Here is a 16,237-nt window from a genome sequence, read left to right as displayed (position 1 = left end):
GATGCAGGTGCTGGCTCCGATGACGGGTCTGCCACTGGCGCGCGTTTCCAACCGTTCACTGGGCCAGCGGAGTAAAGCACCCTGGTCGCTGCAAAGATGCGGGTTCGAATCCCGCCGCGTCCACCAGACAGATAGAAAAGAAGAAAGAAGAAAAGAGGAACACCATGAAACAGACCGCGCGCGCAAAGCGCCTGGCAAGGCAGGCTTCGTCGCCAGTGACACCCGAGTCCCTGGGACTCGATGCCACGCTGTACGCCGACGCCATCCGCTACCTCTTCGACCGGCCCGTCCCGGGCAAGAAGGAGCGCGAATGGTACTGGGACATGGACGGGCCCTGCTTCGAAGCCACTGCGCTGCAATGGACGCATATCCAGACCGTGCTGTTCGCCAACGCGGGCACCGACCTGGCGCCCTTCAACGACGAGCAGGTGGGCATGGGCCTGAATTGCGTGATGAGCACCAACGCCGGCGACATCCCGCTGCAGGTGCTAGACCCCTCGGTGCCGCTGGCGGATGCGGTGCGCATGCTGCAGGCCTTCCCCCGGCTGTGGAGCGACTGCATCGGCCCGCGCAGGGCCCGTGTGCACGAGGCCATCGGCACCAGCAGCGGCCGGCTGGGCTTTGTCTGCTACATGTGGTTCGACGTCTGGCCGACCTTCTGGAACGCCAGGCACATCCCCGAATGGCGGGACGCGATGTGGCAGCTGTTCTGCCAGATGCTGAAGGTGCCCTGCCGCGACGTGCAGGTCTCGGCGCTGCACGGCATCGGCCATGAGGGCCGCGCCCTGCTGCGCCCCAGCGAACTGCAGGAGCGGGTGGGGCAATTCATCTGCGGCGTTCCGGCACACGATGAGGAACTGAAGAACTATGCACACGCTGCGGCCCAGGGAATGGTGCAGTAGCAGCGCGCGATGAAGGACCGAACGGCGCGCGGAGCGCCACGGAGAAGATGATGACGACGAAAGTACCTGCAACCGCCACCGACACTGCCCTGCCCCCGGCCCTGCGCACGGCGGTGGACGCTGCCTACGCCGCGTTCCAGCACCACGAGGCCCCCAAGAGCACGCTGGACGTGTGCCTGGCCTGCTGCATGGACGAGGCGCTGGAGCGCGAGATGCGCCGCATGCCCCTGCGCCAGGTGACGACGCGCCACTTCTACGAATACAACAGCTCCGCCAAGAGCAGCGAGCAGCCGCCTGAAGAACTGCTGTACTTCCTGCCCCGCATGCTGGAGCTGCTGGCCCAGGGCGAGGAACTGCACCACTCGACCGAGCTGTACCTGGACCGCCTGGGCAACTGCCCGGCCGATGCCCTGTCGCCCAAGGAGCGTGCCGCCGTGGATGCTTTCGCACTGGCCTTCTTCAACGAAGGCCTGGGGCACACCGGACCCGAACCCAGCCCGTTCAATGGCGCCAACGCCTTCGATATCCTGCTGATGTTCCACAAGGGCGGCGTGAACTTGCAACCGCTGCTGGCGCACTGGCTGGACAACGAGCGCCCGAGCGCCGTGCTGCACTACACCGAGGCGAGCTACTGGGACTTCTGGGGAAAGCACGAGATCCAGAACGCCTTCGCCGAAGACCAGCCGGAATTCCGCGAGGCAATGAAAGCCTGGCTGCTCGACGACGCCAACCGCCAGCGCTTTGCCCAGAAGATCCTGGCGCTCGATAGCAGCGCCATGGAACGACCCGCCCACTGTACCTGCGGCAACTGCATGGGCCCGCGACAGATCCTGGAAGCAGTGTTCGACCTGGTCAGCGGATGAGGCCACGCAACGATAAGAACAAGGAATGGCAAACACCATGGAAACCCAAGCCAAGAAAGACATCAAGATCAAGCAGCCTCCGGTGCTGTTCAGCAAGACGCAGGCGGTCATCGGACAGCTCACGGCGTTGCTCGGCGGCCCGGTCATCAGCTACTGGAACAGCCCGCGCGGTTCGGTGTGCCACTCCGACGTGGTGGCCCTGTACGACATCCTGGGACAACTGGGCCAGCATGAGACGATCTACCTGTTCCTGAAGTCCGATGGCGGCAGCGGCCAGGTGTCGCTGCGCCTCGTGAACCTGCTGCGCCAGCACTGTCAGCGCCTGGTGGCGCTGGTTCCGCTGGAGTGTGCGTCGGCAGCAACGATGATCGCGCTGGGCGCGGACCGCATCCTGATGGGCCCGACGGCCTACCTCACGGCGGTGGACACCTCGCTCAACCATGCGCTGTCGCCGCTGGACCGGGACAACGACCGTGTCAGCGTGAGCCTCAACGAACTGCAGCGCGTGATTCGCCTGTGGCGTGAACAGCAGGGGGACACCATGGACAACGCCTACAAATCGTTGTTCCAGTACGTTCATCCGCTGGTGATCGGCGCAGTGGACCGCGCGGAGTCGCTGTCCATCATGCTGTGCCGCGAGCTGCTGAGTTACCACATCGACCGGGAAGAAACGGCAGAGCTGATCGCCACGACGCTCAACTCCAAGTACCCCTCCCACAGCTACCCCATCCTCATGGATGAGGCGGTGAAGATCGGACTCAAGGCAGAGCGCATGCCCGACGATGTCAATCGCTTGCTGCTGCAGCTCAACGGCTGCTACAGCGAGATGGGCCAGAAGGCGACGACGGACTTCAACGAGTTCCGCGCCCATGGCAACGAGATCGTCAACATCTGGGAAACCGTGGGTGCCCAGGTGTTCTACCAGCAGGACAAGGACTGGTTCTACCGCGCCGAAGAACGGCGGTGGATCACGATGAACGACAACAGCAGTTGGCGCCGCATCGACCGCCATGGCAACAAAATTCGCAAGACGGCCCTGCACGTGGCCTGAGCCCAAAGACAGAGAGAGTGAAGAAGGAAAGTAACATGCCAAAAGACAACTACATCCTCAAGCCCGTGGAAAACGGCGTCCCCATCAAGATGTGGACCCAGGGCGTGCCCGTGGAAGACGAGGCCCAGAAGCAACTGGAGAATGCGGCGCGCCTGCCCATCGTGTTCAAGCACGTGGCGGCCATGCCCGACGTGCACTACGGCATCGGTGCGACGGTGGGCTCGGTGATCCCGACCTTCAAGGCCATCATCCCGGCCGCCGTGGGCGTGGACATCGGCTGCGGCATGATGGCGTGCAAAACCACCCTGCATGCCAACGACCTGCCCGACAACCTGGGCCCGCTGCGCAGCGCGATCGAGAAAGCCGTGCCGCACGGCAGCAACCCGCGCCGCATGGGCCGCGACAAGGGCGCGTGGGAAACCCCGCCCGACGAGACCGATGTGGCCTGGGCCGCGCTCAAGGGCGAATTCGACGCGATCTGCGAGGACTACCCGCGCTTTCGCAACACCAACAACCACAAGCACCTGGGCACGCTGGGCACCGGCAACCACTTCATCGAGGTGTGCCTGGACGAGCAGGGTGGCGTGTGGTTCATGCTGCACTCGGGTTCGCGCGGCGTGGGCAATGCCATCGGCACGCACTTCATCGAGCTGGCCAAGAAGGACGCCGAGCTGCACCAACGCAACCTGCCCGACCAGGACCTGGCCTACTTCGAGGAAGGCGCCAAGTACTTCGGCGACTACGTGCGCGCAGTGGGCTGGGCGCAGAAGTTCGCGCGCGCCAACCGCGAGGTGATGATGCAGCGCGTGATCGCGGCCGCCCGCAAGGTGATCACCAAGCCGTTCGAGGCACATGTGGAGGCGGTGAACTGCCACCACAACTACGTGAGCCGCGAAACGCACTTCGGCGAGGACGTGCTCGTCACCCGCAAGGGTGCTGTGAGCGCCAAGGCCGGCGAGCTGGGCATCATCCCGGGCAGCATGGGCGCCAAGAGCTTCATCGTGCGCGGCAAGGGCAACCCCGAGAGCTTCATGAGCTGCAGCCACGGTGCGGGCCGCAAGATGAGCCGCACCAAGGCAAAGAAGATGTACACCATCGCCGACCAGATCGCCGCCACCGAGGGCGTGGAATGCCGCAAGGACGCCGACGTGATCGACGAGATCCCGATGGCCTACAAGGACATCGACGCCGTGATGGCCGCGCAGCAGGACCTGGTGGAGGTGGTCTATACGCTCAAGCAGGTGGTCTGCGTGAAGGGATAGGCCCCTTTGCACCTCCTCGGCAACCATTGAACGGAGCCGGCGCTGGCCAGACCAGCGCCGGCATCAGCACATGCACAAAGAACAACAACTGGAAGAATTCCTGCAATCGGCCCACCCCATCGATCCCGCCATGCGCGAGAAGATCATGGAGAACCTTTGCTCCATCGAAGCACAGCACCGGGTCACCATCCTTTTCGCCTGCGAGTCGGGCAGCCGGGGCTGGGGCTTTGCCTCGCCCGACAGCGACTACGACGTGCGCTTCCTCTACGTGAACCGCCTGCCCTGGTACCTCACCGTGGCCCCGGGGCGCGACGTGATCGAGGTGCCGATCAGCGGCGACCTCGACATCAACGGCTGGGACCTGCGCAAGGCGCTGGGCCTGATGCGCGAGTCCAACCCCACGCTGCTCGAATGGCTGCGCTCACCCGTGGTCTACCGCGAGGACGGGATCACCATGGAGCGCTTTCGTGCGCTGGCCGAGACCGTGTTCTCCAACGCCAAGGGCTGGCACCACTACGCCTCCATGGCCAGGAAGAACTTCCGCGAGCACCTGCAGGCCGACGAGGTACGTTACAAGAAATACCTTTACGTGCTGCGCCCGCTGCTGGCTGCGCGCTGGATACGCGCGCGCCCTGGTGTGCCGCCCATGCGCTTTGCCGAACTGGCCCAGCACACGCTGGACCCGGTGGCCGACGCCGCGCTGGTCGCCGAGATCAACGCCCTGCTGGAGGTGAAGATGCGCGCTGGCGAAGCCGCCACCAGCCCGCGCTGGCCCGGCATCCACGCCTTCATCGAGGCCGAACTGGCGCGCAACGCCGCAGAGCCAGTGCAGCCTTTGCCCGTGCCGGGCCATGGCGCGCTCGACGCGTTTCTGCACGACACCGTGCTGCGCTTCACCACACCTTCATCGAAGGAGGCGCCATGCTGACGCTCGACGGCTCCCAGGGCGAAGGCGGCGGCCAGATCCTGCGCACCGGCCTGGCGCTGTCCATGGTGACGGGCCGGCCGCTGCGCATCGAGCGCATCCGTGCCGGCCGTGCCAAGCCCGGGTTGATGCGCCAGCACCTGGCCTGCGTGCAGGCCGCGGTGCAGGTCAGCGGCGGGCAAGCCGACGGGGCGGAGCTGGGCTCGCAGTCGCTGCAGTTCACGCCCGGTGCGGTGCGCGCGGGGGACTACACCTTCCGTATCGCCGGGGCCGGCAGTTGCCTGCTGGTGCTGCAGACCGTGCTGCCCGCATTGATGCTGGCCGATGGTGCCAGCCGGGTGCAGTTGGCCGGCGGCACGCACAACCCCATGGCACCGCCGTTCGACTTTCTGCAGCGCGCCTATGCACCGCTGCTGGCGCGCCTGGGCGTGGGGCTGGAACTGGCATTGGAGCGCCGCGGTTTCTACCCGGCCGGCGGCGGACTGCTGCATGCGCAGATCAAGCCGGCCGCGCAGGCTCCGGCTCCGTTCGATTTGATGGAGCGCGGAGCGCCGGTGGCCGCCTGGGCCGAAGCCCTGGCGCCAGGACTGGCGCGCAGCGTGGCCGCACGCGAGCTGGAAGAACTGGGCCGGCGCCTGGGCTGGACGCATGAAGCCGACCAGTTGCGCGCGCCTGGCGTGCGCCAGCACGAAGGGCCCGGCAACGTGCTGCTGGCCACGCTGGACTACGCGCAGGTGACCGAGGTGTTCTGCCAGTTCGGCGAACGCGGAGTATCCGCCGAACTTGTGGCGCGCCGGCTGGCCGAGGAGGTACAGGCCTACGAGCGCAGCACGGCGGCCACTGGCCCCTACCTGGCCGACCAGTGGATGCTGCCCCTGGCCCTGGCCGTGTGGCGCACGGGCCGGGAAGCCCGCTACACGGCCAGCGAGCTCACGGACCATGCGCGCACCAATGCTGCGGTGATCAGCGCCGGCCTGCCGGTGCAAGTGGCGACCGACACCGGGATGGACGGAAACGTCCTCGTCCATATTCGCCCGCAATAGCGAAGCGGGCTCTTGGCACAGCCCTGCCAGGATCGCCTCGGTAGTGGGACACAATGCCGATTGCTTGCATTGTCACCCACCCTTTTCTTGACCAGGAGACGCCATGAAAGTCGACAACATTCTGCAGACCATCGGCAATACGCCGCACGTGCGCATCAACCGCCTGTTCGGCAGCGCAGCCAATGTGTGGGTCAAGGCCGAGCGCGGCAACCCCGGCGGCTCCATCAAGGACCGCATCGCCCTGTCGATGGTGGAAGACGCCGAGCGTTCGGGCGCGCTGCAGCCCGGCGGCACCATCATCGAGCCCACCTCGGGCAACACCGGCATCGGCCTGGCGCTGGTGGCGGCCGTCAAGGGCTACAAGCTTGTCCTCGTGATGCCCGACAGCATGAGCATCGAGCGCCGCCGCCTGATGCTGGCCTACGGCGCCACGTTCGACCTGACCCCGCGCGAGAAGGGCATGAAGGGCGCCATCGCCCGCGCCCAGGAGTTGCTGGCCCAGACGCCCGGCGCCTGGATCCCCCAGCAGTTCGAGAACCCCGCCAACATCGACGTGCACGAGCGCACCACGGCGCAGGAGATCCTCAGGGACTTTCCCGACGGCCTCGACGTGCTCATCACCGGCGTGGGCACGGGCGGCCACATCACCGGCGTGGCGCGTGTGCTCAAGGCAAAGTTCCCGCAGCTCAAGGTGTTCGCGGTGGAGCCCTCTGCCTCGCCCGTGATCTCGGGCGGTGCGCCCGCGCCCCACCCCATTCAGGGCATTGGCGCGGGCTTCGTGCCAAAGAACCTCGACACCAGCCTGCTCGACGGCGTGATCCAGGTGGATGCCGAGCCCGCGCGCGAATATGCACGCCGCAGCGCCCGCGAAGAGGGCATGCTGGTGGGCATCTCCTCGGGCGCCACGCTGGCCGCCATCGCGCAGAAGCTGCCCGAGCTGCCTGCTGGCGCCCGCGTGCTGGGCTTCAACTACGACACCGGCGAGCGCTACCTCTCGGTCGAAGGCTTCCTGCCGGCGTGACCCGTATGGGCAGGCGCTGCACGCGCTGACGGCAAGCCGTCCTACAGAAGCCCTGGCCAGGGGCCGGAACAATCAACGAACGACCCCTGACGGCACTCGCCCGAGGGGGTGCGCACCACTGCGGTGCGGCACCCTTTTCAAATTGTTTCCATGGCGCACACACCCTCCTCCCAGCCCATTGCCTTCAAGGTGTTGACCGTGAATGTGCACAAGGGCTTCACCACCTTCAACCGGCGCTTTATGCTGCACGAGCTGCGCGATGCCGTGCGCCATGTGTCCGCAGACCTCGTGTTCCTGCAGGAGGTGCTGGGCACGCACCACCGCCACGCAGGCCGGGTGGAGAATTTTCCGCAGGAGCCCCACTACGAGTTCCTGGCCGACACCATCTGGACGCAGTTCGCCTATGGCCGCAATGCGGTGTATGACAACGGCCACCATGGCAATGCACTGCTCTCCAAGTTTCCCATCACCCACTACGAGAACCACGACATCTCGGTGAGCGGGCCGGAGCGCCGCGGCATGCTGCACTGCATCCTGCAGCCGCCCAAGCACCACAGCCCGGTGCATGCCATCTGCGTGCACCTGGGCCTGCAGGAGGCGCACCGCCAGCGCCAGCTGCGCGCCGTGTGCGACCTGGTGAACACCTTTGACCCCGAGGAGCCTGTGGTGGTGGCCGGCGACTTCAACGACTGGCGCGGTCGCGCGCACGAAATCCTGCGCGAGCGTGCTGGCCTGCACGAGGTGTTCGTGCAGTCCACGGGGCGTGCGGTGCGCACCTTCCCCGCCTCCATGCCGCTGCTCGCGCTGGACCGCATCTACGTGCGCAATGCCGCCGTGCACGCGCCGCTGCACCTGCCCAAGAAGCCCTGGGACAAGCTTTCGGACCACGCTCCCCTGGCCGCGGAGATTTCGCTGTGAGCCGCGCCGCGCAATCCTCCCGCTGGGTGCCCGGCAACCACTTTGAGCTGCTGGAGAACGGCGAGGACTTCTTTCCCCGCGTGTTCGAGGCTATCGGCGAGGCGCGCCGCGAAGTGATGCTCGAAACCTTCATCCTGTTCGACGACAAGATCGGGCAGGAACTGCATGCCGTGCTGCTGGCGGCCGCGAAACGCGGCGTGCAGGTGCATGTGCTGGTCGATGGCTTTGGCTCGCCCGACCTGTCGGATCGCTTCGTGGGCGAGCTGGTCGAGGCGGGCGTGCACTTTCGCATCTTCGACCCGGGCCGGCGCCTGCTGGGCCAGCGGCTGAACATGCTGCGGCGCATGCACCGCAAGATCGTGGTGGTCGATGGTGAGCATGGCTTCATAGGCGGCATCAACTACTCGGCCGACCATGTGGCCGACTTCGGGCCCGAAGCCAAGCAGGACTATGCCGTGGAGGTGCGTGGGCCCATCGTCGCGCAGATGCACCAGTTCACGCACGAAGCCGTGCTGAGCCCTGCCGAGCGCCGCCGCAGCCGCGCGAAGAATGCGCCTGCGCGCGGCCTGCCCTACGCGGGCACCGCCCATGCCATCTTCGTCACGCGCGACAACCACGACCACACCAACGACATCGAACGGCACTACCGCATCGCCCTGCGCTCGGCGCGCAAGCGGGTGGTGATCGCCAACGCCTATTTCTTCCCCGGCTACCGCTTCATCCGCGAAATGCGGCGCGCGGCGCGCCGTGGGGTGGACGTGCGCCTGATCCTGCAGGGCCAGCCCGACATGCCCATCGTGAAGACGGCCGCCGGCCTGCTCTACGATCACCTGCTGCGCGCCGGTGTGCGCATCTACGAGTACTGTGACAGGCCACTGCACGGCAAGGTGGCATTGGTGGACGATGAATGGTCGACCGTGGGCTCAAGCAACCTCGACCCGCTGAGCCTGTCGCTCAACCTGGAGGCCAACGTCATCATCCGCGACCGCGCCTTCAACGCCACGCTGAATGAGCGCCTGGCGCACCTCATGGAGCATTCGTGCAAGCAGGTCGAACCTACGCCAAAGGGGCGGTGGGAAGGCCTGCGCCTGGTGCGCAGCTACTGCGTTTTCCATCTGATGCGTTGGTTCCCGGCCTGGGCCGGCTGGCTGCCGCGCCACGAGCCCACGATCTCGCTGGTCAAGGCCCAGGCGCAGGCCGAAGCCCTGGCCACGGACAATCCGCAGGCGGCATCGGCCACGTAAGATCGGCTCTCCATGAACGGCAGCGCGCCCGCCACACACCCTCTGCACGGAGCGACGCGGCGCGCCGGCCGCTGGCATGCCTTGCGCTCCAGCCGCTGGTGGCCCTGGGCGGTGACCCTCGCCACGGGCGCCGTGGTGCTGCTGATCGGCGCCCTGCTGCTGCGCCAGGCCCGCAATGTGGACTGGGGCGCCGTGTGGAGCGCATTGGTCGCCATGCCCCTGCCTGTGCTGCTGGGCGCTGCGGCCCTGGCGTTTGCGAGCCATGGCATCTACAGCACCTTCGACCTGTTCGGCCGGGCCTACACAAGGCATGGCCTGCCGGTGGCGCGCACGGTGGGTACCACACTGGTCGCCTACCCCTTCACCCTGAACCTGGGCTCGCTCATCGGCGGGGTCACCGTGCGCTACCGCCTGTACTCGCGCCAGGGCGTCTCGGTGGGCGATATCGGGCAGGTGGTGGCCCTGAGCATCATCACCAACTGGCTGGGTTACTTCGTGCTGGCCGGCGCTGTCTTCTGGCTCTGGACACCGCAGCTGCCCGAGGGCTGGGACATGGCCAGCCACCAGTTGCCCTGGATCGGCAGCGCCATGGCCGCGGTCACGCTGCTGTACCTGGCCGCCTGCGTGCTGCGGCACGGCCGGCCTGTCACGGTGCGCGGGCGCAGCTTTCCCGTTCCGCACTGGCGCACCGGGTTGCTGCAGGTGGTGCTGTCTGCGACCAACTGGATGGTGATGGCCGGCGCCATCTGGCTGCTCACACAGCAGCAGGCCCCTTACGTGGCGGCTCTGGCCACGGTGCTGCTTGGTGCGGTGGCGGGGCTGATCTCGCGCATCCCCGCCGGGCTGGGCGTGCTTGAAGCCGTGGGCACGGCCGTGCTGTCGGCGTACATGCCCGCGCCCCAGGCGCTGGCAGCCATCCTGGCCTACCGCACGCTGTATTTCTTTGCGCCCCTGGCCGTGGCGGCAATTGCCTTCGGCGTGGTCGAGCTGCGCTGGCGCAACAAGGGCCAGCAGCCCTGACGATCCGGGGCAGAAGGCACAATCGATGCCTTCATGCCCTCTTCTTTCGACAATTCCCTGCTGCGCATCGCCGAGCAGCCGGGCCAGGCCCCACTCACGGCCGCGCAGCAATCCTTCAACGCACTGCTGGCCCAGATCGATGCGCAGCGCGCCATCCTGGCCGCATGGAACCAGGCCATCGACGCCTACCACCAGCGTTACGCCAAGGATGTAGCGCCCCTGCTCGACCGCTACTACGCTGCGCATGCCGATCTGGTGCATGCCTTGGTGGACGCATCCACCCGCAAGGGCCTGGGCCGCACGCTGCTGCGCAGCCTGCATGCGGTGATCGCCCGGCTTGCCCGCGATCTGGCCGACAACGTGCGCAACCCGGACACTCGTACGGCCATGCAGGCACTGCACGCCCAATTCGCCGAAGCCTCTTCCACCGAGCCAAAGGAGGAAGCCGACCCAGCCAGCGTGCCAGCAGGCGACGACCTGGAATCCCCCGAGGACATCGTGCGCCGGGTCGAAGAAGAAATGCAGGCCCGCCAGGCCCGCGCCGAGCAGGAGCGCCAGCGCCACCGCGCCAGCCGGGCCCGAAAGCCCAATGCGCGCGAGCGCGAGCAGCAGGCCGCTGCCCAGGAAGCCAGCCAGTCCGTGCGCGCCGTGTACCGCAAGCTGGCCAGCGCCCTGCACCCCGACCGAGAGCCCGACGAGGCCGAGCGCCAGCGCAAGACCGCATTGATGCAGCGCGTGAACCAGGCCTATGCCGCAGCCAGCCTGCTCGACCTGCTGCAACTGCAGCTGGAGGTAGAGCAAATCGACGCGGAACACCTGGTGGCCGTGGGAGACACCCACCTGCAGCGCTACAACCAGGTGCTCACCGATCAACTGGCCGAGCTGCAGCAGGAAGTGGCCACGCTGGAGGCCACCATGCGCGAGCAACTGGGCATCACCTCGCGGCGCAAGCTGCAGCCGGGCCAGCTCATGGCCCAACTGCGCAGCCAGATCCAGGCGCTGGAGCACGACATTCCGCTGCTGCGGCGCGAGTGCGAGGCCCTGGAGGACAACGACTACCTCAAGCAATGGCTCAAGGCGCAGCGCGACGACCTGCTGGACACGGACTGACCGCCCTGGCGAGCGTGAATGGAGCGCCTCCTTTAAAATAGCGGCCCCACGAATTGCCTTAGCCCGATCGACACGGGCCTGCAAGACCATGATCCGCCTTTCCGAACTCAAGCTGCCGCTGGCAGCCGTGCCGGCCGACGCCGCCGAGCACCCGCTGGACGCGCTGCGCGCCCAGGCTGTCCAGATCCTGGGCACCGCCCCCGCCGACATCGCCGCAGTGCACGTGCACAAGCGCAGCTTTGACGCGCGCAAGGCCGACCTGCTGGCGGTCTACATCATCGACCTCACGCTGGCCGACCCGTCGCGCGAAGCGGCCCTGCTGGCCCGGCATGCCGGCCGCCCGCACATCCAGCCCACGCCCGACATGGCCTGGCACCCGGTGGGCCAGGCGAGCGCCGACGTGCCGCTGCGCCCGGTGGTGGTGGGTTTCGGGCCCTGCGGCATCTTCGCCGCGCTGGTGCTGGCGCAGATGGGCTTCAAGCCCATCGTGCTGGAGCGCGGCAAGACCGTGCGCGAGCGCACCAAGGACACCTGGGGCCTGTGGCGCAAGCGCGAGCTGCACGCCGAGAGCAATGTGCAGTTCGGCGAGGGCGGGGCCGGCACCTTCAGCGACGGCAAGCTCTACAGCCAGATCAAGGATCCGCGCCACCTGGGCCGCAAGGTCATGGGCGAGTTCGTCAAGGCCGGCGCGCCCGAGGAAATCCTCTACGTGGCGCACCCGCACATCGGCACCTTCAAGCTGGTGAAGGTGGTGGAAAACCTGCGCGAGCAGATCATCGCCCTGGGCGGCGAGATCCGTTTCGAGCAGCGGGTGACCGACGTGGTCATCGAAGGCACGGGCGAGGGCCGCCACCTGCGCGGCCTCAAGGTGCTGAACCAGGCCACGGGCGAAACGACCGAGTTGCGCACCGACCATGTGGTGATGGCGCTGGGCCACAGCTCGCGCGACACCTTCGCCATGCTGTACGAGCGTGGCGTGGCCATGGAATCCAAGCCGTTTTCCATCGGCTTCCGGGTGGAGCATCCGCAGGGCGTGATCGACCGCGCGCGCTGGGGCCGCCATGCCGGCCACCCGCTGCTGGGCGCGGCCGACTACAAGCTGGTGCACCACGCGGCCAACGGGCGCGCGGTCTACAGTTTCTGCATGTGCCCGGGCGGCACCGTGGTGGCGGCCACCAGCGAGCCCGGCCGCGTGGTCACCAATGGCATGAGCCAGTACTCGCGCGCCGAGCGCAACGCCAACGCCGGCATGGTGGTGGGGATCGACCCCACCGACTACCCGCGCGATGCCGAGGCCTTTGCGCAGCACCTGGGCGCGACCTACGGGGTCGAAACACAGCCTGCCGGGCAGTTTCACCCGCTCGCGGGCATCGTGCTGCAGCGCCAGCTCGAATCGAATGCCTATGTGCTGGGCGGCAGCGACTACAGCGCGCCGGGCCAGTTGGTGGGCGAGTTCGTGGCCGGCCGGCCTTCGACCCAGCTCGGTGATGTGATGCCCTCGTACAAGCCCGGCGTGGCGCTGGGCGACCTGCATGCGGCCCTGCCCGGCTATGCCGTCGAGGCACTGCGCGAGGCCTTTCCCGCCTTTGGCCGCAAGATCAAGGGCTTCGACATGCACGATGCGGTGCTGACGGGCGTGGAGACGCGCACCTCGTCGCCGCTCAAGATCGGCCGCGGCGAGAACCTGCAGAGCCTGAACACCGCCGGCCTGTACCCCGCCGGCGAGGGTGCCAGCTATGCCGGGGGCATCCTGTCTGCTGGCGTGGATGGCATCAAAGTGGGCGAAGCCGTGGCCCGCGCCATGCTGGGCACGGGATGACCGCCATGCGTTTCACCATGCCCACACGCACGCAGTTCGCCGTTGCCGCGCTGGCCATGGCCGGCGTGGTGCTGGCCTCCAACATCCTGGTGCAGTTCCCGATCAACGACTGGCTCACCTGGGGCGCCATCACCTACCCGGCGGCCTTCCTGGTCAGTGAGCTGGTGAACCGCCGCCACGGACCCATCCAGGCGCGGCGCGTAGCCTGGGTGGGGTTCGCCGTGGCCGTGGCCGCATCGCTGGTGCTGGCGCCTGCGCGCATCGCCGTTGCCTCGGGCACGGCCTTCCTGCTGTCGCAGTGGCTGGACATCGGCGTGTTCGACCGCCTGCGCCATGGCAGCTGGTGGCGAGCACCGCTGGTGGCCACGCTGCTCGCCGCCATGCTGGACACAGCGGTGTTCTGGAGCATCGCATTTGCGGGCACCAGCGACCCATGGATCACCTGGGCCCTGGGCGACCTGGCCGTGAAGCTGGCGCTGGGCGTGGCCTTGCTGCTGCCGTTTCGGCTGCTCATGGGCCAGCGCCTGGCGGGCGGCACAAGCGCCTGACCCGCCTTTTCTAGCCACTTATTTACTGCGCTGCAGGAAGTCCACCGCCAGCGCGGCCAGGGTGCGGGCGCCCACGGGCAACTGGTCTTCGTCGATATCGAACAGCGGCGAGTGGTTGGACGGCGCCTTGTTGAAGTCCACGCCCTTCGGTGGCGCGCCCAGGAAGTAGAAGAAGCCCGGCGCCACCTTCTGGAACTCGGAGAAGTCCTCGGAGCCGCTGACCTTGGGGATGATCATGGCCTTGCCGCCCGATGCCAGCTTGAGTGCGGGCAGCGAAGCCTCTGTCAGCGCCGCAGGGTTGGCGGTGACCGGATAGGCCACGGGGCCGAAGCGCACCTTGGCCTTGGCACCGCTTGACGCCGCGATGGATTCGGCCGTGGTGGTGATGCGCTTGAGCGCGTCCTGGCGCATCTCTTCGTCGAAGGTGCGCAGCGTGCCCAGCAGTTCCACGTTGTCGGGAATGATGTTGTAGCGCGTGCCACCGTGGATGGAGCCGATGGTGATCACCGCGGGCTCCTTGCTGATGTTGAGCTGGCGGCTCACCACCGACTGCAGGCCCAGCACCACCTGGCTGGCCGCGACCACCGGATCCACCGCGTTCCAGGGCGACGAGCCGTGGCCCCCGCGCCCTTCGACCTGGATGCTGATGTTGTCCGAGCCGGCCATCAGCGGGCCGCTGCGGTAGCCCACCACGCCGGACGGCAGGTTGGCCGTGACGTGCAGGCCGTAGATGGCCTGCACGTCCTTGAGTGCGCCCTGCTCCACCATGGCCTTGGCACCGAAGCTGGGCACCTTGCCATTGGCGTCTGGCTCCACCGGCGCGCCTTCCTCGGCGGGCTGGAAGATGAACTTGATGGTGCCCGGCAACTGGGCCCGCATGCCGGCCAGTGCCTCGGCCGCGCCCATGAGCATGGCCACGTGGGCATCGTGCCCGCAGGCGTGCATCACCGGCACTTCCTTGCCCAGGTAGTTGGCCTTGACCTTGGAGGCGAAGGGCAGGTTGGTGTTCTCGGGAACGGGCAGCGCATCCATGTCTGCGCGCAAGGCGACCACCTTGCCCGGCAGGCCACCGCGCAGCGTGCCCACCACGCCGGTGCCGCCGACCCCGGTCTGCACCTCCATGCCCAGGCGCTTGAGGTGCTCGGCCACGAGCTTGGCGGTGCGCACTTCCTGGCCCGAGAGTTCGGGGTGCGCGTGGATATCGCGGCGCCAGCTGACCATCTTGCCGGCCACGCTGTTCACGGCGGTGTCGATGGCCTGCAGGCCGGCGGCATCGAGTGCCTGGGCATGGGCAGTGGAAACCAGGGTCAGGCTGCCGGCCACGAGGCTGGCGGCGAAGGCGACGGCTGAGATTTTTTTGTACATGGAGGGCTTGGTTCAGGGGTGAATGAAAACGAACGCCCGTTCATGCTAAGAGCAGCAAGTTGTTTCATGACAAGCGAAAATCGCCATCCACAGAGCCGATACCGCCATGCTTGCTCCCATCTTTTCTGTCGACATTTGCCTGGTGCCCGAGTCCGCCCTGGGCAACGCGCTGCAGTTCATCGACCTGCTGCGCAGCGCCAACCTGTTGGCCCGCCTGCGCCTGGGCCACCACGCGCCGCGCCTTGCCTGGCGGCTGCGCGATGCCGGGGGCCGGCCCCTGCCCGCCCTGCCCGGGCCCTGGGAGGTCTATGGCGACACGGCTGTGGACGGCCCGGCGCAGGCGACCTTCATCCCTTCGTTCCACGCAGCCGACATTCCGGCCATACGCCAGGTGGTCGCGCGTCACCCGGGGCTGGTGCGCCAGATTGGCGTGGCGGTCGACGCCGGGCAGACCGTGCTGACCGTGGGCAGCGGCGCCTGGCTGGTGGCTGCCAGCGGTCGCCTGCAGGGCCGCACGGCCAGCCTGCCCTGGTTTTATATGGCGGGCTTTGCCCGGGACTTTCCCGGCATTGGGTTGGCACCCGACCAGGACTGGACGGACGATGGCCCCTGGATGAGCTGCGCGTTACCCCACGGCCTGTCCCAATTGGCCATTGCCCTGGTGCACCGCGCCTTGGGCAAGGAGCTGGGCGACGCCTGCCACACCGTGCTGGTGCCCGACCACGCCCGCGCCCGGGCGGCCGTGCAGGCCAATGCCCAACAGCACATTCCTGCCACGCGCGACAGCACGCTGGCGCGCGCCATCGCCTGGATGGAGGAGCACCTGGACCAGCCCTATTCGCTGGAACATCTGGCCCAGGTGGCTGCGGTGAGCACGCGCACCCTGTTGCGGCATTTCCGGGCCGAGCTGGCACAGTCGCCGCTCGACTACCTGCATGCCCTGCGCTGCGCGCGCGCCAAGGTGATGCTCGAGGTGACGCTGGAGAGCGTACCCAGTATCGCCGTGGCCTGCGGCTACGCAGACCCCGCCGCGTTTCGTCGCATCTTCGTGCGCCACATGGGCATGCCGCCGGCCGAGTACCGCAAGCGCCATGCACTGCGCGCACCGCGTCGGCGCTGGCGTGTGGACATGGCAGGTGCCTGACT

Annotated in this window: 15 protein-coding genes; 14 read left to right on the top strand and 1 reads right to left on the bottom strand. The window is 67.5% G+C overall.

Annotation, left to right across the window (positions count from 1 at the left end; genetic code table 11):
- Nucleotides 1-164: 164 nt before the first annotated feature.
- From AC07X5_RS05940 to AC07X5_RS05880, 13 genes are all read left to right on the top strand, one after another.
- Entirely contained in the window at nt 165-902 is a 738-nt protein-coding gene (locus AC07X5_RS05940) for a hypothetical protein (protein ID WP_494769375.1), read from the top strand.
- A 50-nt stretch (nt 903-952) separates the two neighbouring features.
- Nucleotides 953-1,765, top strand: coding sequence for a hypothetical protein (locus AC07X5_RS05935; RefSeq protein ID WP_494769374.1), 813 nt, complete (start codon nt 953-955; stop codon nt 1,763-1,765).
- A 37-nt stretch (nt 1,766-1,802) separates the two neighbouring features.
- Nucleotides 1,803-2,816 carry an SDH family Clp fold serine proteinase gene (locus tag AC07X5_RS05930; RefSeq protein ID WP_409962938.1) on the top strand — a complete coding sequence of 338 codons (1,014 nt, stop codon included), beginning with the start codon at nt 1,803-1,805 and terminating at the stop codon, nt 2,814-2,816.
- 35 nt (nt 2,817-2,851) lie between these two features.
- Complete coding sequence (locus AC07X5_RS05925) at nt 2,852-4,078, top strand: RtcB family protein (protein ID WP_409962936.1); 1,227 nt, start codon at nt 2,852-2,854, stop codon at nt 4,076-4,078.
- Nucleotides 4,079-4,148: 70 nt separating this feature from the next.
- Nucleotides 4,149-5,006, top strand: a complete 858-nt coding sequence (locus tag AC07X5_RS05920) for a nucleotidyltransferase domain-containing protein (protein ID WP_494769373.1) — start codon at nt 4,149-4,151, stop codon at nt 5,004-5,006.
- On the top strand, nt 5,000-6,046 hold the full coding sequence (gene rtcA / locus AC07X5_RS05915) for an RNA 3'-terminal phosphate cyclase (RefSeq protein WP_494769372.1): 1,047 nt from the start codon (nt 5,000-5,002) through the stop codon (nt 6,044-6,046). The genes AC07X5_RS05920 and rtcA overlap by 7 nt, the downstream gene beginning before the upstream one ends.
- A gap of 103 nt (nt 6,047-6,149) precedes the next feature.
- Nucleotides 6,150-7,067 carry a cysteine synthase A gene (cysK, locus tag AC07X5_RS05910; RefSeq protein WP_494769371.1) on the top strand — a complete coding sequence of 306 codons (918 nt, stop codon included), beginning with the start codon at nt 6,150-6,152 and terminating at the stop codon, nt 7,065-7,067.
- A 150-nt stretch (nt 7,068-7,217) separates the two neighbouring features.
- Nucleotides 7,218-7,985 carry an endonuclease/exonuclease/phosphatase family protein gene (locus AC07X5_RS05905; RefSeq protein ID WP_409962929.1) on the top strand — a complete coding sequence of 256 codons (768 nt, stop codon included), beginning with the start codon at nt 7,218-7,220 and terminating at the stop codon, nt 7,983-7,985.
- Entirely contained in the window at nt 7,982-9,229 is a 1,248-nt protein-coding gene (gene clsB / locus AC07X5_RS05900) for a cardiolipin synthase ClsB (protein WP_494769370.1), read from the top strand. Before AC07X5_RS05905 ends, clsB begins: the two co-directional genes overlap by 4 nt.
- A 12-nt stretch (nt 9,230-9,241) precedes the next feature.
- Nucleotides 9,242-10,249 (top strand): lysylphosphatidylglycerol synthase transmembrane domain-containing protein, encoded by a 1,008-nt coding sequence (locus AC07X5_RS05895; RefSeq protein ID WP_494769369.1) that lies wholly within the window; start codon nt 9,242-9,244, stop codon nt 10,247-10,249.
- Nucleotides 10,250-10,282: 33 nt separating this feature from the next.
- Nucleotides 10,283-11,359 (top strand): J domain-containing protein, encoded by a 1,077-nt coding sequence (locus AC07X5_RS05890; RefSeq protein ID WP_494769368.1) that lies wholly within the window; start codon nt 10,283-10,285, stop codon nt 11,357-11,359.
- 88 nt (nt 11,360-11,447) lie between these two features.
- Nucleotides 11,448-13,178, top strand: a complete 1,731-nt coding sequence (locus tag AC07X5_RS05885; RefSeq protein ID WP_494769367.1) for an NAD(P)/FAD-dependent oxidoreductase — start codon at nt 11,448-11,450, stop codon at nt 13,176-13,178.
- Between the two features lie 5 nt (nt 13,179-13,183).
- The gene (locus AC07X5_RS05880; protein ID WP_409962956.1) at nt 13,184-13,726 is read left to right on the top strand and encodes a VUT family protein; all 543 of its coding nucleotides are present in this window, start codon (nt 13,184-13,186) and stop codon (nt 13,724-13,726) included.
- Nucleotides 13,727-13,744: 18 nt separating this feature from the next.
- Here AC07X5_RS05880 and AC07X5_RS05875 read toward each other — a convergent pair whose 3' ends face one another.
- A complete protein-coding gene (locus AC07X5_RS05875) occupies nt 13,745-15,091 on the bottom strand; it encodes an amidohydrolase (RefSeq protein WP_494769366.1) in 1,347 nt (448 codons plus the stop codon).
- 106 nt (nt 15,092-15,197) lie between these two features.
- Here AC07X5_RS05875 and AC07X5_RS05870 point away from each other — a divergent pair, with 106 nt between their 5' ends.
- Nucleotides 15,198-16,235 carry a GlxA family transcriptional regulator gene (locus tag AC07X5_RS05870; RefSeq protein ID WP_494769365.1) on the top strand — a complete coding sequence of 346 codons (1,038 nt, stop codon included), beginning with the start codon at nt 15,198-15,200 and terminating at the stop codon, nt 16,233-16,235.
- The last annotated feature ends 2 nt before the right edge of the window (nt 16,236-16,237 follow it).

Source organism: Acidovorax sp. GW458-11-26-14-TSB4, from assembly GCF_059423865.1.
Note: the sequence above shows the minus strand (reverse complement) of the source record. Positions and strands in the feature narration are given on the sequence as shown.